This window comes from Paracoccus panacisoli, assembly GCF_042435015.1.
Classification (GTDB): Bacteria; Pseudomonadota; Alphaproteobacteria; order Rhodobacterales; family Rhodobacteraceae; genus Paracoccus; species Paracoccus panacisoli.
This window is the reverse complement of the sequence record NZ_JBHMQU010000079.1, coordinates 1-18,671: the sequence shown is the minus strand read 5'-3', so window position 1 is coordinate 18,671 and position 18,671 is coordinate 1. Positions and strand designations below refer to the sequence as shown.

The 18,671-nt window shown below is 71.0% G+C and carries 19 protein-coding genes and 2 pseudogenes; 16 read left to right on the top strand and 5 right to left on the bottom strand.

The features are described 5' to 3' along the window. Positions 1 to 494: 494 nt before the first annotated feature. Both ACFHYO_RS14325 and ACFHYO_RS14320 read left to right on the top strand, forming a co-directional pair. Positions 495 to 971: pseudogene (locus ACFHYO_RS14325) on the top strand (GNAT family N-acetyltransferase); the annotation flags it as partial. A gap of 178 nt (positions 972 to 1,149) precedes the next feature. Next, a complete protein-coding gene (locus ACFHYO_RS14320) occupies positions 1,150 to 1,974 on the top strand; it encodes an EcsC family protein (RefSeq protein WP_052175252.1) in 825 nt (274 codons plus the stop codon). Positions 1,975 to 2,052: 78 nt separating this feature from the next. On the opposite strand, the gene ACFHYO_RS14315 is transcribed toward ACFHYO_RS14320, so the two are convergent. Continuing rightward, complete coding sequence (locus ACFHYO_RS14315; RefSeq protein WP_394321271.1) at positions 2,053 to 3,624, bottom strand: ATP-dependent DNA helicase; 1,572 nt, start codon at positions 3,622 to 3,624, stop codon at positions 2,053 to 2,055. A gap of 107 nt (positions 3,625 to 3,731) precedes the next feature. On the opposite strand from ACFHYO_RS14315, the gene ACFHYO_RS14310 reads away from it, so the two are divergent. Continuing rightward, entirely contained in the window at positions 3,732 to 4,286 is a 555-nt protein-coding gene (locus ACFHYO_RS14310; RefSeq protein ID WP_394321269.1) for a lipocalin family protein, read from the top strand. 875 nt (positions 4,287 to 5,161) lie between these two features. On the opposite strand, the gene ccrA is transcribed toward ACFHYO_RS14310, so the two are convergent. Next, entirely contained in the window at positions 5,162 to 6,457 is a 1,296-nt protein-coding gene (gene ccrA, locus ACFHYO_RS14305; protein WP_036702800.1) for a crotonyl-CoA carboxylase/reductase, read from the bottom strand. Between the two features lie 288 nt (positions 6,458 to 6,745). Between ccrA and ACFHYO_RS14300 the strand changes: the two genes are divergently transcribed. Next, positions 6,746 to 8,704, top strand: a complete 1,959-nt coding sequence (locus tag ACFHYO_RS14300; protein WP_394321267.1) for a methylmalonyl-CoA mutase family protein — start codon at positions 6,746 to 6,748, stop codon at positions 8,702 to 8,704. 62 nt (positions 8,705 to 8,766) lie between these two features. Here ACFHYO_RS14300 and ACFHYO_RS14295 read toward each other — a convergent pair whose 3' ends face one another. Next, positions 8,767 to 9,309, bottom strand: a complete 543-nt coding sequence (locus tag ACFHYO_RS14295; RefSeq protein ID WP_394321265.1) for a fasciclin domain-containing protein — start codon at positions 9,307 to 9,309, stop codon at positions 8,767 to 8,769. Between the two features lie 59 nt (positions 9,310 to 9,368). Next, positions 9,369 to 9,977 (bottom strand): peroxidase-related enzyme, encoded by a 609-nt coding sequence (locus ACFHYO_RS14290; RefSeq protein ID WP_394321263.1) that lies wholly within the window; start codon positions 9,975 to 9,977, stop codon positions 9,369 to 9,371. A 160-nt stretch (positions 9,978 to 10,137) separates the two neighbouring features. Here ACFHYO_RS14290 and ffh point away from each other — a divergent pair, with 160 nt between their 5' ends. From ffh to rpmE, 10 genes are all read left to right on the top strand, one after another. After that, positions 10,138 to 11,634, top strand: coding sequence for a signal recognition particle protein (ffh, locus tag ACFHYO_RS14285; RefSeq protein ID WP_036702793.1), 1,497 nt, complete (start codon positions 10,138 to 10,140; stop codon positions 11,632 to 11,634). After that, positions 11,634 to 12,158, top strand: coding sequence for a GNAT family N-acetyltransferase (locus ACFHYO_RS14280; protein WP_394321261.1), 525 nt, complete (start codon positions 11,634 to 11,636; stop codon positions 12,156 to 12,158). The genes ffh and ACFHYO_RS14280 overlap by 1 nt, the downstream gene beginning before the upstream one ends. Then, positions 12,155 to 12,772 carry a GNAT family N-acetyltransferase gene (locus ACFHYO_RS14275; protein WP_394321259.1) on the top strand — a complete coding sequence of 206 codons (618 nt, stop codon included), beginning with the start codon at positions 12,155 to 12,157 and terminating at the stop codon, positions 12,770 to 12,772. The genes ACFHYO_RS14280 and ACFHYO_RS14275 overlap by 4 nt, the downstream gene beginning before the upstream one ends. After that, on the top strand, positions 12,765 to 13,106 hold the full coding sequence (locus tag ACFHYO_RS14270) for a chorismate mutase (protein WP_394321257.1): 342 nt from the start codon (positions 12,765 to 12,767) through the stop codon (positions 13,104 to 13,106). The genes ACFHYO_RS14275 and ACFHYO_RS14270 overlap by 8 nt, the downstream gene beginning before the upstream one ends. Positions 13,107 to 13,131: 25 nt before the next feature. Next, positions 13,132 to 13,581 (top strand): 30S ribosomal protein S16, encoded by a 450-nt coding sequence (gene rpsP, locus ACFHYO_RS14265; protein ID WP_052174744.1) that lies wholly within the window; start codon positions 13,132 to 13,134, stop codon positions 13,579 to 13,581. 152 nt (positions 13,582 to 13,733) lie between these two features. After that, positions 13,734 to 14,231: a ribosome maturation factor RimM gene (gene rimM / locus ACFHYO_RS14260; RefSeq protein WP_394321255.1), complete on the top strand. Its 498-nt coding sequence runs from the start codon at positions 13,734 to 13,736 to the stop codon at positions 14,229 to 14,231. After that, the gene (locus ACFHYO_RS14255; protein ID WP_394321253.1) at positions 14,228 to 14,662 is read left to right on the top strand and encodes a hypothetical protein; all 435 of its coding nucleotides are present in this window, start codon (positions 14,228 to 14,230) and stop codon (positions 14,660 to 14,662) included. The genes rimM and ACFHYO_RS14255 overlap by 4 nt, the downstream gene beginning before the upstream one ends. A gap of 74 nt (positions 14,663 to 14,736) precedes the next feature. Next, complete coding sequence (trmD, locus tag ACFHYO_RS14250) at positions 14,737 to 15,540, top strand: tRNA (guanosine(37)-N1)-methyltransferase TrmD (RefSeq protein ID WP_394321299.1); 804 nt, start codon at positions 14,737 to 14,739, stop codon at positions 15,538 to 15,540. Next, entirely contained in the window at positions 15,524 to 15,922 is a 399-nt protein-coding gene (gene rplS, locus ACFHYO_RS14245) for a 50S ribosomal protein L19 (RefSeq protein WP_036702785.1), read from the top strand. The genes trmD and rplS overlap by 17 nt, the downstream gene beginning before the upstream one ends. Positions 15,923 to 15,931: 9 nt before the next feature. Next, positions 15,932 to 16,153: a 50S ribosomal protein L31 gene (gene rpmE, locus ACFHYO_RS14240; protein WP_036702784.1), complete on the top strand. Its 222-nt coding sequence runs from the start codon at positions 15,932 to 15,934 to the stop codon at positions 16,151 to 16,153. 63 nt (positions 16,154 to 16,216) lie between these two features. Here the strand turns inward: rpmE and ACFHYO_RS14235 are convergent, their stop codons facing one another. Beyond that, a complete protein-coding gene (locus ACFHYO_RS14235; RefSeq protein WP_168783351.1) occupies positions 16,217 to 17,110 on the bottom strand; it encodes an MBL fold metallo-hydrolase in 894 nt (297 codons plus the stop codon). Between the two features lie 151 nt (positions 17,111 to 17,261). Between ACFHYO_RS14235 and ACFHYO_RS14230 the strand changes: the two genes are divergently transcribed. Next, positions 17,262 to 18,038: a division plane positioning ATPase MipZ gene (locus ACFHYO_RS14230; protein WP_394321251.1), complete on the top strand. Its 777-nt coding sequence runs from the start codon at positions 17,262 to 17,264 to the stop codon at positions 18,036 to 18,038. A gap of 152 nt (positions 18,039 to 18,190) precedes the next feature. Further along, a pseudogene (locus ACFHYO_RS14225) lies at positions 18,191 to 18,671 on the top strand (efflux RND transporter periplasmic adaptor subunit); the annotation flags it as partial.

Below are 18,671 nucleotides of genomic sequence, written 5' to 3'. Positions count from 1 at the left end.
GGCAGAGGGGGCAGGGCGTTCCGCACCAGCGGCCACCCGCCCTCAGCACGGCCCTTGGGTCAGCCCGGCCGGCGGCATCCTGCCCGGCCCGCCCCCGCGCCGCAAGCCGGAGTGCGTTGAAGCCCGCAGCCCTCCCCCATGTCGCAACCCGTCCCGCGCCCCCGACTGCCGCCCAAACCGCTGCGCCCCGGATCGCGGGGCGCCGCAACCCGTCAGGTGTCGCACTCCGCCAAGCGCCGCAAACCGCCGTGCTTCAGCCCGCCATGCGCCGCGCCACGCCCCTGCGCCCAACCCCCAGAGCACGCTGGCCCTCAGCGCCTGCCAACCCGCCGGGCGTCCAGCCGACAGCGCGCCCCGGACTCCACCGCCCCAGCCCGCCGCACCCCCCCTCATCCCGCACACGCAGTTTTGCCGTTCAAAGCCGCGGCTGCGGATGTTAACCCGCGGCGGTGCGGCGCCTGCCGTCCCCTCCTCCCTGCCGAGGGCCGTTGCCGATGTATGACCTCTGCCCCGAAACCGATGCCGACGCGACCGAGGTCGAGGCGCTGCTCGACCTGTGTTTCGCGCCGGGGCGCACGGCGCTCTCCTCCTATCGCCTGCGCGACGGGGTGCCGCCGGTGCCCGAACTCTGCCTGACCCTGCGCAGCGACGACACGCTGGTGGCGGCGATCCGCTATTGGCCGGTGCGGGTCGGCGGGCGCTCGGTCCTGCTGCTCGGCCCGGTGGCGGTGCACCCGACCGCGCAGGGCGAGGGGCTGGGCGGGCTTCTGATGCGCGAGAGCCTCGCCCGCGCCCGCGCGATGGGCTGGGGCCGGGTGATGCTCGTGGGCGACGCGCCCTATTACCAGCGGTTCGGCTTTGCCAAGCTCGAGGGGGTCGAGATGCCGCCGCCCACCAATCCCGACCGGGTGCTGGGTCTGGAACTTCGCCCCGGCGCCTGGGTTGGGGTCGCGGGCGCGGTGACGCGCGAAACCCGGCCCGACGTGCTGGCCGGGCTGGCCGAGATCGAGGACACACCCGAGATGCGTTCGTCCTGTGTCGAGGTCGAGGCCCCCGAGGCCGCCCACGCCACCCCGGCGGGGGCAGCGCGCTCTGCCCGCTCAGCCTGACCGCCACCGCCAGACCCGACCGCCCGAGGAGAGAGACACAATGCCCGCAAGCTCCGTATCCCGCCGCCAGGCCGTCCTGCCGCCGATCGACGACCCCTCGGTCCACGTCCAGATCGACAAGCTGGCGCGGCGCTACGTCGATGCCGGCGGGATGGGCATGGACATCCTCGCCCGCATCGGCGGCAGCGCCCAGGGGCTGATCGAGCGGCTGCCGGGCTTCGTGCGCGGGCGGCTGGACGACATTGCGCTTGGCGCGCTGAACGGTGCCTTCGGGGCGGCCAGCCGGTCGCGCAACTACGTCCGCGACCGCGGCGACTGGTTCAACCGCCTCGCCTCGACCGTCTCCGGCGCCGCGGGCGGGGTCGCGGGGTTGCCGGGGGCGATGGTCGAGCTGCCGGTGACGGTGACGATGCTGCTGCGCGCCATCCTCGACATCGCCGAAGAGCACGGCTTCGATACCTCCAGCGAAGAGGTCCGGTCCGAGGCGCTGCGCGTCTTTGCCGCCGCGGGACCGATGTCGGACGACGACGGCACCGACCTCGGGCTGCTCGCCGCGCGGCTGTCGGTCACCGGCCAGACGGTGCAGACCCTGATCGCCCGCATCGCGCCGCGCTTTGCCGCGGTCCTGGGCCAGAAGCTCGCGGCGCAGGCGACCCCGGTGTTCGGGGCGCTCGCCGGGGCGTCGATCAACTATACCTTCACGCGGTATTATCAGGAGATCGCCCGGGTCCATTTCGGCGTGCTGCGGCTGGCGCGCGAGACCGGCCTGCCGCGCGAAGCGCTGACCGAGGCGCTGCGGCTGCGGATCGAGCAGTTGCAGGACGCCGACATCGTCCGGCACGCCCGCCGCGCCTCGGGGCGCTGACGCAGGGGGCGCTGAGGCTGGGGGCGCTGCCCCCCGCGCCGTTGGCGCGTCCCCCGGGATATTTGGGCAAGAAAGAACTCAGTCCGCCTCGGCCTCGGCTTCGAGCGACAGCGGTGCCGTCTCGGCGGCGAGGTCGTCCACCGACAGCCCCGTCTGCGGCCGTGCGAGCCGCGCCCGCGTCACCCAGTAGAGCCGCTCCTGCGCGCGGGTGATCGCCACATAGGCGAGGCGTTTCCACAAGGGCAGCCCGGCCTCGGTCCGGTTCGACCAGGCGGCGGCCGAGATGTCGGGGGCGAAGACCTGCACATCGGGCCACTGCGAGCCCTGCGCCTTGTGGATCGTCACCGCCGCCCCGTGCAGGAACGCCGCGCCCATCCGGGCGGCGAAGGGGATGAAGGGTTCCTCGACGTCCGGCGTCTCGATCTTGACGATGCTGGCCGCCGACAGCCGCGGCTCGGGCGCACCGATCACGTGCAGCCGCGAGAAGCCGGGCTTGCGGCCGGGGCCGAGATAGACCACCTGCGCGCCCTTGATGAGCCCCCGCGCCTCGAGGTCGATGCGCTTCTTGCGGTGCTTCAGCGGCAGCTCGATCCCGTCGCAGATGAAGGGCTCACCCGGCAACAGCGCGTCCCCCGGCGCCCCGTGGGCGGCGCGGAAGGCCGAGATCAGCCGCACCCGCGTGGCGTTGCGCCAGACCAGCACCGGGCTGCGCGCCATCAGGTCGCTTTCCACCCGCTCGGCCCAGATCACCCTCGGGTCGCCGGCGGCGGCCTCGCGCACCAGCCGCTCGAAGGCGGGAAAATCCACCTCGGGGTCGCCGAGCGCATGGGCGAGGTCGAGGATCGGGCTGTCGTCGGCCTGCCGGTGGATGCAGTGCAGGATCAGCTTCTGCGGCGCGGCGAGGCGGTCGAAGACCATCTCGCCCGACTGCCCGACGGGGGCGAGCTGCGCGGGGTCGCCGAACAGCACCAGCACCGGAAAGATCTCGCGCAGGTCGTCGAACTGGCGCTCGTCGAGCATCGAGGATTCGTCGATCAGCCCGATGTCGAGCGCATCCTCGCGCCGCTTCCACCCCTGGATGAAGTCCGACCCCCGCAGCCCCGCCGCCGCCAGCGCCCCGGGGATCGAGCCGTGCTGCTGGTAGAACGCCAGCGCCCGGTCGAGCGCCGGCTCGCTCAGCCCCTCGATCACCGGGCGCTCGCCGGTCCCCGCCAGCCAGTCGGCGAGGCGTTCGTACTGCGGGTCGTAGACGGGGGTATAGAGAATGCGGTGGATGGTGGTCGCGGGCACACCGCGGGTGCGCAGCACGAAGGCTGCCTTGTTGGTCGGGGCCAGCACCGCGACGGTGCGCGCGTCCTTGCGCCGGCGCCCCTCATAGTCGCCGCTGACCACCTGCACGCCGGCCGCCGCCAGCGCCCGCGTCAGTTCGGCCAGCAGCAGCGTCTTGCCCGAGCCGGCCTTGCCCAGCACCGCCATCACCCGGCCCTTGCCCTCGGCCGCGGGCCGGACCTCTTCGGCCACGAGGTCCACGCCCGCCGCGGCCAGCGTCTCGGCCAGCGCGTCCCAGGCGTCCGCCTGATCGGGTGAGAGGGTGGGCGCAACCGGCAGCGTGGCGGCCGGGGCGGGGTCCGGGTCGGGGGGCGGGGTCATGTCCCCTTCTAGCCCGCCCGGCCGCCGCGGCAACCCGGCAGCGGACCGCGGGGGGAACGGCGGGGGCAGGGGGGCGTTGGGCCACGAACCCGGAACAGGAGACCGCCATGAAGATCGCCCAAGCCCTCGCCGTGTCGCTGCTGACCCTGACGCCTGCGTTCGCGCAGGATGCCGGCACCGTGGCGAAGACCGAGATCGACCCCGAGGCCTATGTCGGCACGTGGTACGAGATCGCCCGCACCCCGGCGAAGTTCCAGGAGATGTGCACCGGCGGCGTGACCGCCACCTATGCGCTGGCGGGCGAGAAGGTGACGGTGACGAACCGCTGCGACGGCCCCGGCGGCGCGGTGGCGACGATCGAGGGCACAGCCACGGTCGTGGGCGGCAACTTCAACACCCTCGACGTGCAGTTCCCGGTCGGGGACACGAGCCAGGGGGTGAACTACACCGTCGCCGCGGCGAGCGACGTGGTGGACGGCAAGTACCAGTGGGCGGCGGTCCGCTCGCCCGAGGAGAACATCGGCTGGATCCTGGCCCGCACGCCCGAGCTGGACGCCGCGACCCGCGCCGAGGCGGTCAAGGCGCTCGAGACGGCGGGGGTGGACGTGAGCCAACTCAAGGACACCGCGCAGCCGCCGCAGAGCTACAAGGTGGCGGAGTGAGCGGGCCGGCGGGTAAACGCGTGGTTTGGCCGTAGGTGATGGGCTGGCCGAGAGGCTGACCCAGCCCTCCGCCTCGGTGAATCGCGCGGGTTCACGGGGCTAGTTTTGCCCTGCGACTACCGCAGATTGCCGTCATGAATTGTGCCCCCCCCGTCTCGGCGCGCCCGCCATCTGTCGGTCGTACTGCTCGGTCCCGTGCAGCCCGCAGGAAGCCTCTGCCACGGCGTCACCTGTGTTCGGACTACGCGCGACCCGGCCAGCCTCATTAGGGGGCAAAGGATGACCGGTTTCCAGGCCCCCGCGCCTGTGCAGCGGCGCCGCCAGGGGCAGGGGTCGCCATGGCGTGCGGCGGCGCGGAGGCCCGGCGCGCGCTCGATTCTTACGGCTGTCGCCCGGCCTGCGTCCCTTCCTCGTGGGCAGGTTGGCGCCGTGCTGGCGCCCCGCCGGAGGAATCGCCCTCATCACGCCGTGCACTCAATGCCCGGGAGGCGAACAGCGCCGCCCGTCCAGCAGTTCACGCCGCTAGTCACCACGGTCGGCTTTCCGCCGGCGAGCCCCCCTTCGGCGAGACCCCCTAAGGCGAGACCCCTTCAACTGCAGCCCCGGGCCGCGCGCGAGGCGGTGCGGCGGGAGGGTGGCTGGCGCCGCGCCACACCTCGCAGGCCCGCCCGCGAGGCTCATCGCTGCCGCCCGGCGCCCGTCCTGCGCGCAGGCACGCACCGCGCCGCGCGCGCAGCCGGCTGCGCGCGGCGGCCACTCAAACCGCTTGCCGTGCAGGGCTCTCCTGACCGGCGCGCCACCCCGGCCCGGCCCCCATGCCAAAGCAAAAGGCCGGCAAACTGCCGGCCTCTCCCAAACTCACCTAAACCAGCCGCTCAGCCCTTCGTCGGCCCAGCCTCGAGCACGTCCTCGACGGTCCTGAGCCCGGTCACCGGCGCCTGCACCAGCACCGCCATGTTGCCGGGCTTGTGCTGGTTGCGCAGCATCTTGGTGTGCGCGTCGGGGATCTCGGCCCAGGGGAAGACCTCGCTCATGCAGGGGTCGATCCGGCGCTCGAGCATCAGCTTGTTGGCCGCGCTCGCCTGCTTGAGATGCGCGAAGTGCGAGCCCTGCAGGCGCTTCTGGTGCATCCACATATAGCGCACGTCGAAGGTGCAGTTGAAGCCGGTGGTGCCGGCGCAGATCACCACCATGCCGCCCTTCTTGCAGACGAAGGTCGAGACCGGGAAGGTCGCCTCGCCCGGGTGCTCGAACACGATGTCGACGTTGTTGCCCTTGCCGGTGATATCCCAGATCGCCTTGCCGAACTTGCGGACCTCGTTGAACCACTGCTTGTACTCCTCGCTGCCGACCTTGGGCAGCGCGCCCCAGCAGTTGAAGTCCTTGCGGTTGATGACGCCCTTGGCGCCAAGGCCCATGACGAACTCGCGCTTGTCCTCTTCCGAGATCACGCCGATGGCGTTGGCGCCGGCCGCGTTGATCAGCTGGATCGCGAACGACCCGAGCCCGCCCGAGGCGCCCCACACCAGCACGTTCATGCCCGGCTTCAGCTCATGCGGCTCGTGCCCGAAGAGCATCCGGTAGGCGGTGGCGAGCGTCAGCGTGTAGCAGGCGCTCTCCTCCCACGTCAGGTGGCGCGGGCGCGGCATGAGCTGCTGGGCCTGCACCCGGGTGAACTGCGCGAACGAGCCGTCGGGCGTCTCGTAGCCCCAGATCCGCTGGGTCGGCGAATACATCGGGTCGCCGCCGTTGCACTCCTCGTCGTCGCCGTCGTCCTGGTTGCAGTGGATCACGACCTCGTCGCCCACCTTCCAGTTGCGGACCTTGTCGCCCACCGCCCAGATCACCCCCGAGGCGTCCGAGCCGGCGATGTGATAGGGCTGCTTGTGGCCGTCGAAGGGGCTGATCGGCTGGCCGAGACCGGCCCAGATGCCGTTGTAGTTGACGCCCGCCGCCATCACGAGGACGAGCACCTCGTGGCTGTCGATCGCGGGCGTGTCCACGACCTCGACCTGGAAGGACTTGTCGGGCTCGCCGTGACGCTCGCGGCGGATGGCCCAGGCGTACATCTGCTTCGGAACATGGCCGAGCGGCGGCATCTCGCCGATCTCGTAGAGATCCTTTTGCGGCGCATCATAGGGCGCGATCGGGCTGGGGGCGTCCAGAGCCATGGGCATCTCCTCATGTCGTGCCGCAGTGCAGAATCGCCGCGGTCTTGGCGCCCAGCGGTATTCGCCGCCGCGCAACATTGCAATAGGACCGCCGTAGGGTCACGCAACAATATGTCCGATCCGCCGTGCCGTCACCGCGCCGATTCGCCGTCCCATGCCTCTCTACCCCAGCACAGATTAAGGACAGGTTGACGCCGCTGCGTTTCGCCGCGCTGCGGCGAATTGACGGCGCAGCAATCTGACCGTTATCTGGCCCCAACCGAAAGAATCTTGCGAAGGGCGCCCGTCATGGCCACCAAGGACAAACCCTGGCTGTTCCGCACCTATGCCGGCCATTCGACGGCGGAAAAGTCGAACGCGCTCTACCGCACGAACCTCGCCAAGGGGCAGACGGGTCTCTCGGTCGCCTTCGACCTGCCGACCCAGACCGGCTATGACAGCGACCACGTGCTGGCCCGCGGCGAGGTCGGCAAGGTCGGCGTGCCGATCTGTCACCTCGGCGACATGCGGGCGCTGTTCGACGCCATCCCGCTCGAGCAGATGAACACCTCGATGACGATCAACGCCACCGCGCCGTGGCTGCTGGCGCTCTACATCGCGGTGGCCGAAGAGCAGGGGGCCGAGATCGCGGCGCTGCAGGGCACGGTGCAGAACGATCTGGTCAAGGAGTACCTGTCGCGCGGCACCTATATCTGCCCGCCGAAGCCGAGCCTGGCCATGATCACGGATGTCGCCGCCTATACGCAGGCGCATCTGCCGAAATGGAACCCGATGAACGTGTGTTCCTATCACCTGCAGGAGGCCGGCGCGACGCCCGAGCAGGAGCTTGCCTATGCGCTCGCCACCGGGATCGCGGTGCTCGACGACCTCAAGGGCAAGGTCGCGCCCGAGGATTTCCCGGCGATGGTCGGGCGGATCAGCTTCTTCGTGAACGCCGGCATCCGCTTCGTCACCGAGCTCTGCAAGATGCGCGCCTTCACCGAGCTCTGGGACGAGATCACCCGCGACCGCTACGGCATCGAGGACGAGAAATATCGCCGCTTCCGCTACGGGGTGCAGGTCAACAGCCTCGGCCTGACCGAGCAGCAGCCGGAAAACAACGTCTACCGCATCCTGATCGAGATGCTGGCGGTGACGCTGAGCAAGAACGCCCGCGCCCGCGCCGTGCAGTTGCCGGCGTGGAACGAGGCGCTGGGCCTGCCGCGGCCGTGGGACCAGCAGTGGTCGCTTCGGATGCAGCAGATCATGGCCTATGAAACCGACCTCTTGGAATTCGGCGACCTCTTCGACGGCAACCCGGCGGTGGCCGAGAAGGTCGAGGCGCTCAAGGACGGCGCGCGGGCCGAGCTGAAGCTGCTGGACGAGATGGGCGGCGCGATCGCGGCCATCGACTACATGAAGGCGCGGCTGGTCGAATCGAACGCCGCCCGGCTGAACCGGGTCGAGGCGGGCGAGACGGTCGTGGTCGGCGTCAACCGCTGGCAGCAGGGCGAGCCCTCGCCGCTGACCGCGGGCGACAGCGGGATCATGGTCGTCGACCCGGCGGTCGAGGCCGACCAGATCGCCCGGCTGAACGACTGGCGCGCCTCCCGCGACACCGCCGCGGTCGAGGCCGCGCTGGCGCAGCTGCGCGCCGACGCCGCGGCCGGGCGCAACGTGATGCCCGCCTCGATCGCCGCGGCCCGCGCCGGCGCCACCACTGGCGAATGGGCGGGGGTGATGCGGCAGGTGCACGGCGAATACCGCGGGCCCACGGGCGTCTCGCCCTCGCCCAGCAACCGCACCGAGGGGCTCGAGCCGATCCGCGAGGCCGTCGACGCGGTCAGCGCCCGGCTGGGCCGCCGGCTCAAGTTCGTGGTCGGCAAGCCGGGGCTCGACGGGCATTCCAACGGCGCCGAGCAGATCGCCTTCCGCGCGCGCGATTGCGGCATCGACATCACCTATGACGGCATCCGCCTGACCCCGGCCGAGATCGTCGCCGCCGCGCAGGAGCAGGAGGCCCACGTCGTCGGCCTCTCGATTCTCTCGGGCAGCCACCTGCCGCTGGTCGAGGACGTGCTGGCGCGGATGCGCGCCGCGGGGCTGGGGCACATCCCGGTGACGGTCGGCGGGATCATCCCCGACGAGGACGCCAAGCGCCTGACCGCGATGGGCGTGGCGCGGGTCTATACCCCCAAGGATTTCGAGCTGAACCGGATCATGATGGATCTGGTGGCGCTGGTGGACCGGCCCGACAAGGCCTCATGACATGATGCGAAAAGGCCGCCCCGAGATGGGGCGGCCCGCTTGCATATCGCGTGTGCCCGCGGTCACATCTTAGGAACCAGAACCCAGTCGATAACGTGCACCACCCCGTTGCCCGCCGCCAGGTCGGCAGCGGTTACGGTGGCGTTGGTGGTCGAATCCATCCCGCCGACCTTCACCTTTTGGCCGTCCATGGTTAGTTGCAGCTTGCAGCCGCCCACCGTCTCGACCTCGGCCTTACCGGAGCCGTCGGTGATCAGCTTTGCCACGTCGGCTGCCATCGCCTTGCTGGCCACCACATGGCAGCCCAGCAGCTTGGTCAGCTTGTCCTTGCCTTCCGGCTTCATCAGCTCGTCGACCTGACCGGCCGGCAGGGCCTCGAACGCGGCGTTGGTCGGGGCAAAGACGGTGAACGGGCCGTCACCCTTCAGCGTGTCGACCAGCCCGGCCGTGGTCGCGGCCTTGGCGAGCGTGGTGTGATCGGCCGAGGCCACGATCACGTCGACCACGGTTGCCGTCGTGGCGCCGGCCATGGTGTCGGTGGCGGCGTTGGCGGCGACCCCGCAGAACGCGAATGCCGAGGCCAACAAGGCGTGACGCATCATCATCAGACTTCCTCCATGTTGCTCTTCTTGGATTGCAACAACTGTCCGAAGATATGGTTCGATCACGAATTCGTGCGCGTCGTGCGGCCCAGCATGTAGAACTCTTCGTTCGGCGGGATCTCGGCCATGTTCACCAGCCGGTTGGACATCCCGAAGAACGCCGCGATTGCGCCGATGTCCCAGATCTCGTCGGCCGAGAACCCCGCCTCGGCCATGTCCAGATGGTCGTCCTCGGTGATCGAATCGGCGTCCATCGCCACCAGCTCGGCGAATTGCAGCATCGCCCAGTGCCGGTCCGACAGGTTCGCCTTGCGCCAGTTGATCGCCAGCTGGTCGGCGATCAGCGGGTCACGCGCCCGGATCCGCAGGATCGCCCCGTGCGCCACGACGCAGTACTGGCAGCGGTTCAGCCCGCTCGTGGCCACCACGATCATCTCGCGCTCGGCCTTCGTGAGCCCCTCGTCCTTCTCCATCAGCGCGTCGTGATAGGCGAAGAAGGCGCGGAACTCGGCCGGGCGATGGGCGAGGGCCAGGAAGATGTTGGGGACGAACCCCGACTTCTCCTGCACGGCGCGGATCATCTCCTGAATGTCGGGGGGCAGGGCGCGCAGGTTCGGGACGGTGAAGCGGCTGACGGGCGGGGCGGGGTTCAGGCCGGGGTTCTGGCTCATGGGGCGGTCTCCTTTGCGCGCTTGACTCTCGCCGCCCGGGATGGAATGTCCACCCGGATTCCCGGAAGGACGTCCTTCCGGTCCCCGCCGGTCGGGGATCGCCCCCCGTCAGCGCGGTTGCGCCCACGGGGGTCCTGTCGTTTTGCTGCGGAGGCCCGCGATGTTCGAGAACCTGTCCGACCGCCTTGGCGGGGTCTTCGACCGCCTGACCAAGCAGGGCGCGCTGACCGAGGATGACGTCACCGCCGCCATGCGCGAGGTGCGCCAGGCGCTGCTCGACGCCGACGTCTCGCTGCCCGTGGTGCGCAGCTTCGTGCGCGCCGTCACCGCCAAGGCCACCGGCTCGGCCGTCACCAAGTCGATCACCCCCGGCCAGCAGGTCGTCAAGATCGTCCACGACGAGCTGATCGCCATGCTCTCGGGCGAGGGCGAGGCCGACGCGCTCAGGATCGACAACCCCCCGGCGCCGATCCTGATGGTCGGCCTGCAGGGCTCGGGCAAGACCACCACCACCGCGAAGCTCGCCCGCCGCCTTAAGGAGCGCGAGAAGAAGCGCGTGCTGATGGCCTCGCTCGACACCAACCGCCCGGCGGCGATGGAGCAGCTCGCGATCCTCGGCACCCAGATCGGCGTCGACACCCTGCCCATCGTCAAGGGTGAGAGCGCGGTCCAGATCGCCCGGCGCGCGAAGCAGCAGGCCTCGCTTGGCGGCTATGACGTCTACATGCTCGACACCGCCGGCCGGCTGCACATCGATCAGGCGCTGATGGACGAGGTCCAGCAGGTCCGCGACGTGACCTCCCCGCGCGAGACGCTGCTGGTCGTCGACGGCCTGACCGGCCAGGACGCCGTCAACGTGGCGACCGAGTTCGACGCCAAGGTCGGCGTCTCGGGCGTGGTGCTGACCCGGATGGACGGGGACGGGCGGGGCGGTGCGGCGCTTTCCATGCGCGCGGTCACCGGCAAGCCGATCCGCTTCGTGGGTCTGGGCGAAAAGATGGACGCGCTCGAGGCGTTCGACGCCGAGCGCGTGGCCGGCCGCATCCTCGGCATGGGCGACATCGTGGCGCTGGTCGAAAAGGCCCAGGCGACGCTCGAGATCGAGCAGGCCGAGCGGATGATGAAGCGCTTCGCCAAGGGTCTGTTCAACATGAACGACCTGCGCGGGCAGCTTGAGCAGATGCAGAAGATGGGCGGGATGCAGTCGATCATGGGCATGATGCCCGGCATGGGCAAGATGGCCAAGCAGGCCGAGGCCGCGGGCATCGACGACACCATGATCCGCCGCCAGATCGCGCTGATCAACTCGATGACCAAGAAGGAACGCGCCAACCCCGACCTGCTGCAGGCGTCCCGCAAGAAGCGGATCGCCGCGGGCGCCGGGATGGACGTGGCCGAGCTGAACAAGCTGCTGAAGATGCAGCGCCAGATGGCTGACACGATGAAGAAGGTCAGCAAGATGGGCAAGGGCGCGATGCTGAAGCAGGCGATGCGCGCCATGTCCGGCAAGGGCGGCGGGCTGCCCGATCTGGCCGATGTCGATCCGGCGAAGATGGCCGAGGCGACGAAGATGCTGCAGGACCAGAAGGGTCTGGGCGGCCAGCTGGGCGGTCTGAACCTGCCCGGCGGGCTCTCGGGGCTGTTCGGGAAGAAGTGATGCCGGTGCTGTCCGTCGAGATTCCGGTGATCGAGACCGAGCGGCTGGTCCTGCGCGAGCCGCGCATGGCCGACCTGCCGGCCTTCGCCGCCTTCGCGGCCTCGGACCGGGCGCGGTTCGTCGGCGGGGCGAACCCGGCGCCGTATGCGGCGTGGGACGGCTTGCGCGGGATGCTCGGCCACTGGCTGCTGCGCGGCTTCGGCTGGTGGACGGCCGAGGACCGCACGACCGGCGCGACCGCCGGTCGCCTCGGCATCGGCCACCACATCGACTGGCCCGAGCCGGAACTCGGCTGGCACCTCTTCGACGGGTTCGAGGGTCGCGGGCTGGCGCATGAGGCGGCCCTCGCCGTCCGCCGCTGGTGGCGCGGGCGGGGGCATCCGGCGCCGATCTCGCTGATCGACCCCGGCAACACCCGCTCGATCCGTCTGGCCGAGCGGCTGGGCGCGGTGCCTGAGCGCGAGATCACCCTGCGCGGCGCCCCCTGCACCATCTGGCGCCACCCCGCGGAGGGCACGGCATGACCGTTACCCTGACCGGCACCCCCGTGATCCATACCAAGCGCCTGATCCTGCGCGCGCCCGAGCCGTGGGACGCGGCGCCGTTCTGCGCCTTCCTCGGCTCGGACCGGGCCCGCTTCGTCGGCGGCACGACCGAGCCGGGGCGCGCGTGGCGGGCCTTCGGCACCATCCTCGGGCACTGGGTGCTGCGCGGCTTCGGCCCCTTCACCATCGTCCGGGGCGACAGCCGCACCGGCGCCGAGCGCGCCATCGGCATGGCCGGCCCGTGGTTCCCCGACACCTGGCCCGAGCACGAGATCGGCTGGATGCTGTGGGACGACGCCCACGAGGGGCAGGGGCTCGCGGCCGAGGCCGCGGCGGCGGTCCGCGACCACGCCCGCACCCACCTCGGCTGGGCGACCGCGGTCAGCTACATCGACCTCGAGAACGCCCGCTCGATCGCGCTGGCCGAGCGGCTGGGCGCGGTTCGCGACCCGGACGCCGCGGTGCCCCCCGCCCACCCCGACGGCGGCGCGCTGGGGGTCTGGCGGCATCCGATGGGGGCGGTCCCTGCGGCGGCCTCGGTGGCGGACTCGTATGAACGGCATTCGCATGAACGGTGCACGAACGATGCATGAATCTCAGACGAACATCGCCCCCGATGCAGACGCCACCTCGGCCGATCCGGCGGTGCGGGCGGCGGCGATCCTCGCCGAGCACCGCGCCTCGATCGACCGGCTCGACGCGGTGCTCGTCTTCACCCTCGCCGAGCGGTTCAAGCACACCCAGGGCGTGGGCCGGCTCAAGGCCGAACACGCGCTGCCGCCCTCGGACCCGGCGCGCGAGGCGGCCCAGATCGAGCGGCTCGAACGGCTCGCGCGCGAGGCCGACCTCGACCCGGCCTTCGCGCGCAAGTTCCTGAACTTCGTGATCTCGGAAGTCATCCGGCATCACGAGCAACTGCAAAAATAACCAAGCCATACCAAGGAGATACCTCATGGCCATGAAGATCCGGCTCGCCCGCGGCGGGTCCAAGAAACGCCCCCACTACTCGATCGTCGCCTCGGACAGCCGGATGCCGCGCGACGGCCGCTTCCTCGAGAAGCTGGGCACCTACAACCCGCTGCTGCCCAAGGACAGCGAGGACCGAATCAAGATGGACATGGAGCGTGTGCAGCACTGGCTGTCGCAGGGCGCCCAGCCCACCGACCGCGTGGCCCGCTTCCTCGAAGCCGCTGGCGTGAAAGAGAAATCCGACCGCGCCAACCCGAAGAAGGGTGAGCCCGGCAAGGCCGCGCAAGAGCGCGCGAAGAAGCGCGCCGACCGCGAGGAAGCCGCCCGCGCCGCCGCGGAAGAGGCCAAGAACGCCCCCGCCGCCGCCGCCGAGGAGGCCTCGGTCGAGGTTGCCGACGAGGCTGCCGCCGACGCCGCCAAGGCCGACGAGTGATCCGTCCGGCCCGCGCCGGGGGACCACCCCGGGGCGCGGGCCGCACAGCACCGGCGCGGGGCGCGCACAGGCCCGCCCCGCGCCGCTGCGGTCCAACCGGCCGCAACGACTTGCTTTTACAGAGCTTTCCCTGAGCACGAGGGGCGTTCGCCATGACCGACAAGACCTGCGTGGGCGCCATCGCCGGGGCCTTCGGCGTCCGCGGCGAGGTGCGGCTCAAGAGCTTCTGCACGACCGCCGAGGACATCGCCACCTACGGGACGCTGACCACCGAGGACGGCACCCGGCGCTTTGCCGTGACGCTGACCCGGCCTGTGAACGGCGGGCTCGGGGCGCGGCTCTCGGGCGTCGAGACCAAGGAACAGGCCGACGCGCTGAAGGGCGTGACCCTGTGGGCCGACCGCGCGGCGCTGCCGGCGCTGGGCGATGACGAGTTCTACCACGCCGACCTGATCGGGCTCGAGGTGGTCGATCCCGGCGGCGCGAGCCTCGGCCGGGTGCGGGCGATCCACGACCACGGCGCGGGCGACATCCTTGAGATTCATGGACAATCCGGCACGCTGCTGGTGCCCTTCACCCGCGCGGCGGTGCCGACCGTGGACCTGAGCGCCGGCCGCATCGTCGCCGACCCGCCCGAGAGCGACGAATGAGCGACCCGCTCGCCCCCCTCGCCACCCGCCTGCGGCTGCTGATGCTGGCGGGCTTCGTGGTGCTGGCGACGCCCTTCCTCGCCGGGCTGGGCGGGGCCGGGGGCTACAGCGTGGGCCTCTTCGCGGCGATCTTTGCGGCGCGCTACATGCTGACCACCGACCCGGCGCGCTGGTCCCACCCGGCGATCCCGGCGATGGGCGTGGCGGTCAACGCGGCGGTCGCGGGCGCGCTCTGGGGCCTCGGGCTCTGGGTCTCCCGCGCGACCGGCTGGACCCCGCGCTGGGGCGCGCTGCCGCCGGTGCTGCTGGCGCTGGCGGGGACGGGGCTCTCGGTGCAGCTCTGGTCCGCGCGCCGCGACGCGGCGGTGAACGGGATGCTCGACGACGCCGGTCGCCTGACCCGCGACGACGACGAGGGGCCGCGGCCGTGACCGCCGAGGCGCCCGCCACCCCCCGCTCGCACGGCCGCGTGGCCATCCGCGCCAGCGTCCGCCCGCGCGACCTGATGGAACCGCCCGAGGTCGCCGGCGCCTGGACTGCCCATGTCGTGACGCTGTTCCCCGAGGCGTTCCCCGGCGTCCTAGGCCTCTCGCTGACCGGCAAGGCGCTGTCCGAGGGGCTGTGGCGTCTTGAGACCGTCGCCCTGCGCGAGCACGGCATCGGCCGGCACCGCAACGTGGACGACACGCCGGCGGGGGGCGGCGCGGGCATGGTGATCCGCGCCGACGTGCTGGCCGCGGCGCTCGACCGGACCCCGCCGGGGCTGCCGGTGGTCTATCTCTCGCCGCGCGGGGCGCCGCTGACGCAGGCGCGGGCGCGGGCGCTGGCCCAGGGCCCCGGCGTCACGCTGATCTGCGGGCGCTTCGAGGGGGTGGACCAGCGCATCCTCGATGCCCGCGGGATCGAGGAGATCAGCATCGGCGACTATGTCCTGACCGGCGGAGAGCTGGCCGCGCAGGTCTTGATCGATGCGACCGTCCGCCTTATACCGCGCGTGCTGGGGAATCAGGCGTCCCTGGCCGAGGAATCCTTTTCCTCCGGCCTGCTTGAACATCCGCAGTACACGAAGCCCGCCGAATGGGAAGGCCGCAGGATACCGGAGGTTCTGCTCTCCGGCCATCACGCGGCCATTTCGCAATGGCGGGCGGACGAGGCCGCAAGGCTGACCAAGGAACGTCGCCCCGATCTGTGGCGGGCCCATCTCGACGGTGGGGACTCGGCTAAGGACCGGCAGCTCTCGGGCGCATCACACCAATCGCGGGACCGCCGCGAGCAACGAAAGGACCAGGGCGATGAACCTGATCGCTGAAATCGAGGCCGAACAGATCGCGGCCCTCGGCAAGACCATCCCGGATTTCAAGGCCGGCGACACCGTGCGCGTCGGCTTCAAGGTGACCGAGGGCACCCGGAGCCGCGTCCAGAACTACGAGGGCGTGTGCATCAGCCGCAAGGGCGGCGAGACGCTGGGCGCCTCGTTCACCGTGCGCAAGATCTCGTTCGGCGAGGGCGTCGAGCGCGTCTTCCCGCTCTACTCGACCAACATCGAGTCGATCGAGGTCGTCCGCCGCGGCCGCGTGCGCCGCGCCAAGCTGTACTACCTGCGCGATCGCCGCGGCAAATCGGCCCGGATCGCCGAAGTGCAGAACTACAAGCCGAAGGCCCCCAAAGCCGACGCCAACCCGAACGCCTGAGGTGCCGCGATGAAAGCCGAAACCCATCCCGAATACCACATGATCACCGTCAAGATGACGGATGGCACCACCTATCAGACCCGCTCGACCTGGGGCAAAGAGGGCGACACCATGTCGCTCGACATCGACCCCACGTCGCACCCGGCCTGGACCGGCGGCTCGGCGAAGCTGATGGACACCGGGGGGCGCGTGTCGCGCTTCAAGAACAAATACGCGGGCCTGGGCTTCTGAGCCCTTCGCCCTCGCGCCGACTGCGAACGCCGCCCCGAGGGGCGGCGTTCTGCGTTTTCGGCCTCAGCCCTTGGGGCGGTCGAAGTAGTTGGCGGGGATCTTGAAATACGACCGCCCGTCGTCCTCGGCCGGGGGCAGGCGGCCGCCGCGCAGGTTCACCTGCAGCGCGTGCAGGATCTGGACCGGCAGCGACAGGGTCCGGTCGCGGGCCTCGCGCAGGGCGATGAACTCGGCCGCCTGCACCCCGTCCTTGACGTGCTGGTTGGTCAGCCGGTGCTCGGCCACCGTCGCCATGTAGCGCGGCGCGTCCCCGCCCTCGGGGTAGTCGTGGCCTATGAAGAGCCGCGTCTCGGCCGGCAGGTCGAGGATCGCCCGGATCGAGCGCCACAGCACCTCGGCGCTGCCGCCCGGGAAATCGGCGCGGCTGCTGCCCGAGGGGGGCATCATCAGCGTGTCGTGCACGAAGGCCGCGTCGCCCGCGACATAGGTGACCGAGGCGAGCGTGTGGCCGGGCGACAGCATCACCCGCACCGGGATCGACCCGACCATGAACTCGTCGCCGTCCTCGAACACCCGGTCCCACGGGCTCGCGTCCTGCGGCAGGCTGTCGTCGTTGTAGATCTCGCGCCACAGCGCCTGGATCTCGGTCACCTTGGCGCCGATGCCGCGCGGCACCCCGCCGAGCTGCTCGGAGAGATAGACGGCCGCCGACAGGTGATCCGCATGGGGGTGGGTGTCGAGCACCCAATCGACAGTAATCCCCATCTCGCGGACATAGGCGAGGATCCGGTCGGCGTCCGCGGTCCAGGTCCGGGCGGCGCGGGGGCAGAAGTTCCAGACCGGATCGACGATCGCGCCGTGCATCGTCTCGGGGTCGTGGAAGACGTACTGCAGACTGCCCGTGGGGCGGTCGAAGAACGGCTTCACGATGGGCGCGCGGGGGGCAGAGGGGGGCATGGTTGCCTCCTGTTCATATTCTTCGCGGGGAATATGTGTCGGGCCGCGAGGTTGGTCAACGGGCTCTTTGTCCACAACTGATTGCCGGGCGCGGCCTGACACCGCCGGACGGCGCGGTTAGCCTGCGGCCGAGAGGCATCAGGGGCGATTCGTGGCGCATATCATCGTCGTGGGCAACGAAAAGGGCGGCTCGGGCAAGTCCACGACCTCGATGCACGTCGCCACCGCGCTGGCGCGGATGGGGCACCGGGTCGGCGCACTCGACCTCGACGTGCGGCAGCGCAGCTTCGGGCGGTATCTCGAGAACCGCGCCGCGTTCATGGCGCGCGAGGGGCTTGCGCTGCCGACGCCGGCGCTGGCCGAGCTGCCCCGCGACAGCGCCGATCCTCTGTCCGATGTGCTGGGCGAGATGGACGCGCGGCAGGATTTCATCGTCATCGACTGCCCCGGCTCGCACACCAAGCTGAGCCAGATGGCTCACACGCTGGCCGACACGCTGGTGACGCCGCTCAATGACAGCTTCATCGACTTCGACCTGCTGGCCCGGATGTCGCCCGAGGGCGAGGTGCTGGGTCCCTCGATCTATGCCGAGATGGTCTGGTCGGCGCGGCAGCTGCGCGGCCAGGCGGGGGCGGGGCCGATCGACTGGATCGTGCTCAGGAACCGGCTTGGCACGACCGAGATGCACAACAAGCGCAAGGTCGGCGAGGCGCTGGACCGGCTGTCGCGGCGGATCGGGTTCCGGGTTGCCGCGGGGTTCGCCGAGCGGGTGGTGTTCCGGGAGCTCTTCCCGCGCGGGCTGACGCTGCTCGACCTGCGCGACGTGGGTACGCAGGCGCTGTCGCTCTCAAACGTCGCGGCCCGGCAGGAGCTGCGCGACCTGCTGGGCGAGTTGCGCCTGCCGGGGGTGACGAGCATCCGGCTTTAAGCGCCCGCGCACGGGCTGGTGCATTGTTGTCGAGGCCAAGGAAAGCTATGTGAGAGGCCTGATCCGGCCCCGCCGCGGGGCCGGCAGGGCCGTCGTGACGGTCCGACCCCGGGGCATGGGCCATCCGGGCAGAAGACCGGGGATGCCGTCCGATGCGCCTGCCGCCGATCCTGACCGCGCTGATGGTGGCCGCCGCCGCGATGGCGGGGGCCGTTCCCGCGCGGGCTGCTGACGCCCCCACCGCCCCGCAGGGGGCCGCCACGGCCCCGACGGTCACCGCCGCGATGGCCGAGATGGCCGATGTCGAGGCGCGGGTGCCGCTCAGCGGGACGCTCGTCGCGCGGCAGATCGTGCAGGTCTATCCGCAGGTCTCGGGGTTCGAGATCGTGGCGCTGGGGGCCGAGGCCGGCGACCGGGTCGAGAAGGGGCAGGAACTCGCGCGGCTGGCCGATGCCACGCTCTCGGCGCAGCTCGCACAGGCGCAGGCCGAGCTGCAGCGCGCCGTGGCGGGCGTCAGCCAGGCGCAGAGCCAGATCGCCAGCACCGAGGCCGCGCAGCGCCAGGCCGTGGCCGCGGGCGACCGCGCGCGGTCGCTGCGCCGCTCGGGCTCGGGCACGCAGGCGGCGCTGGACC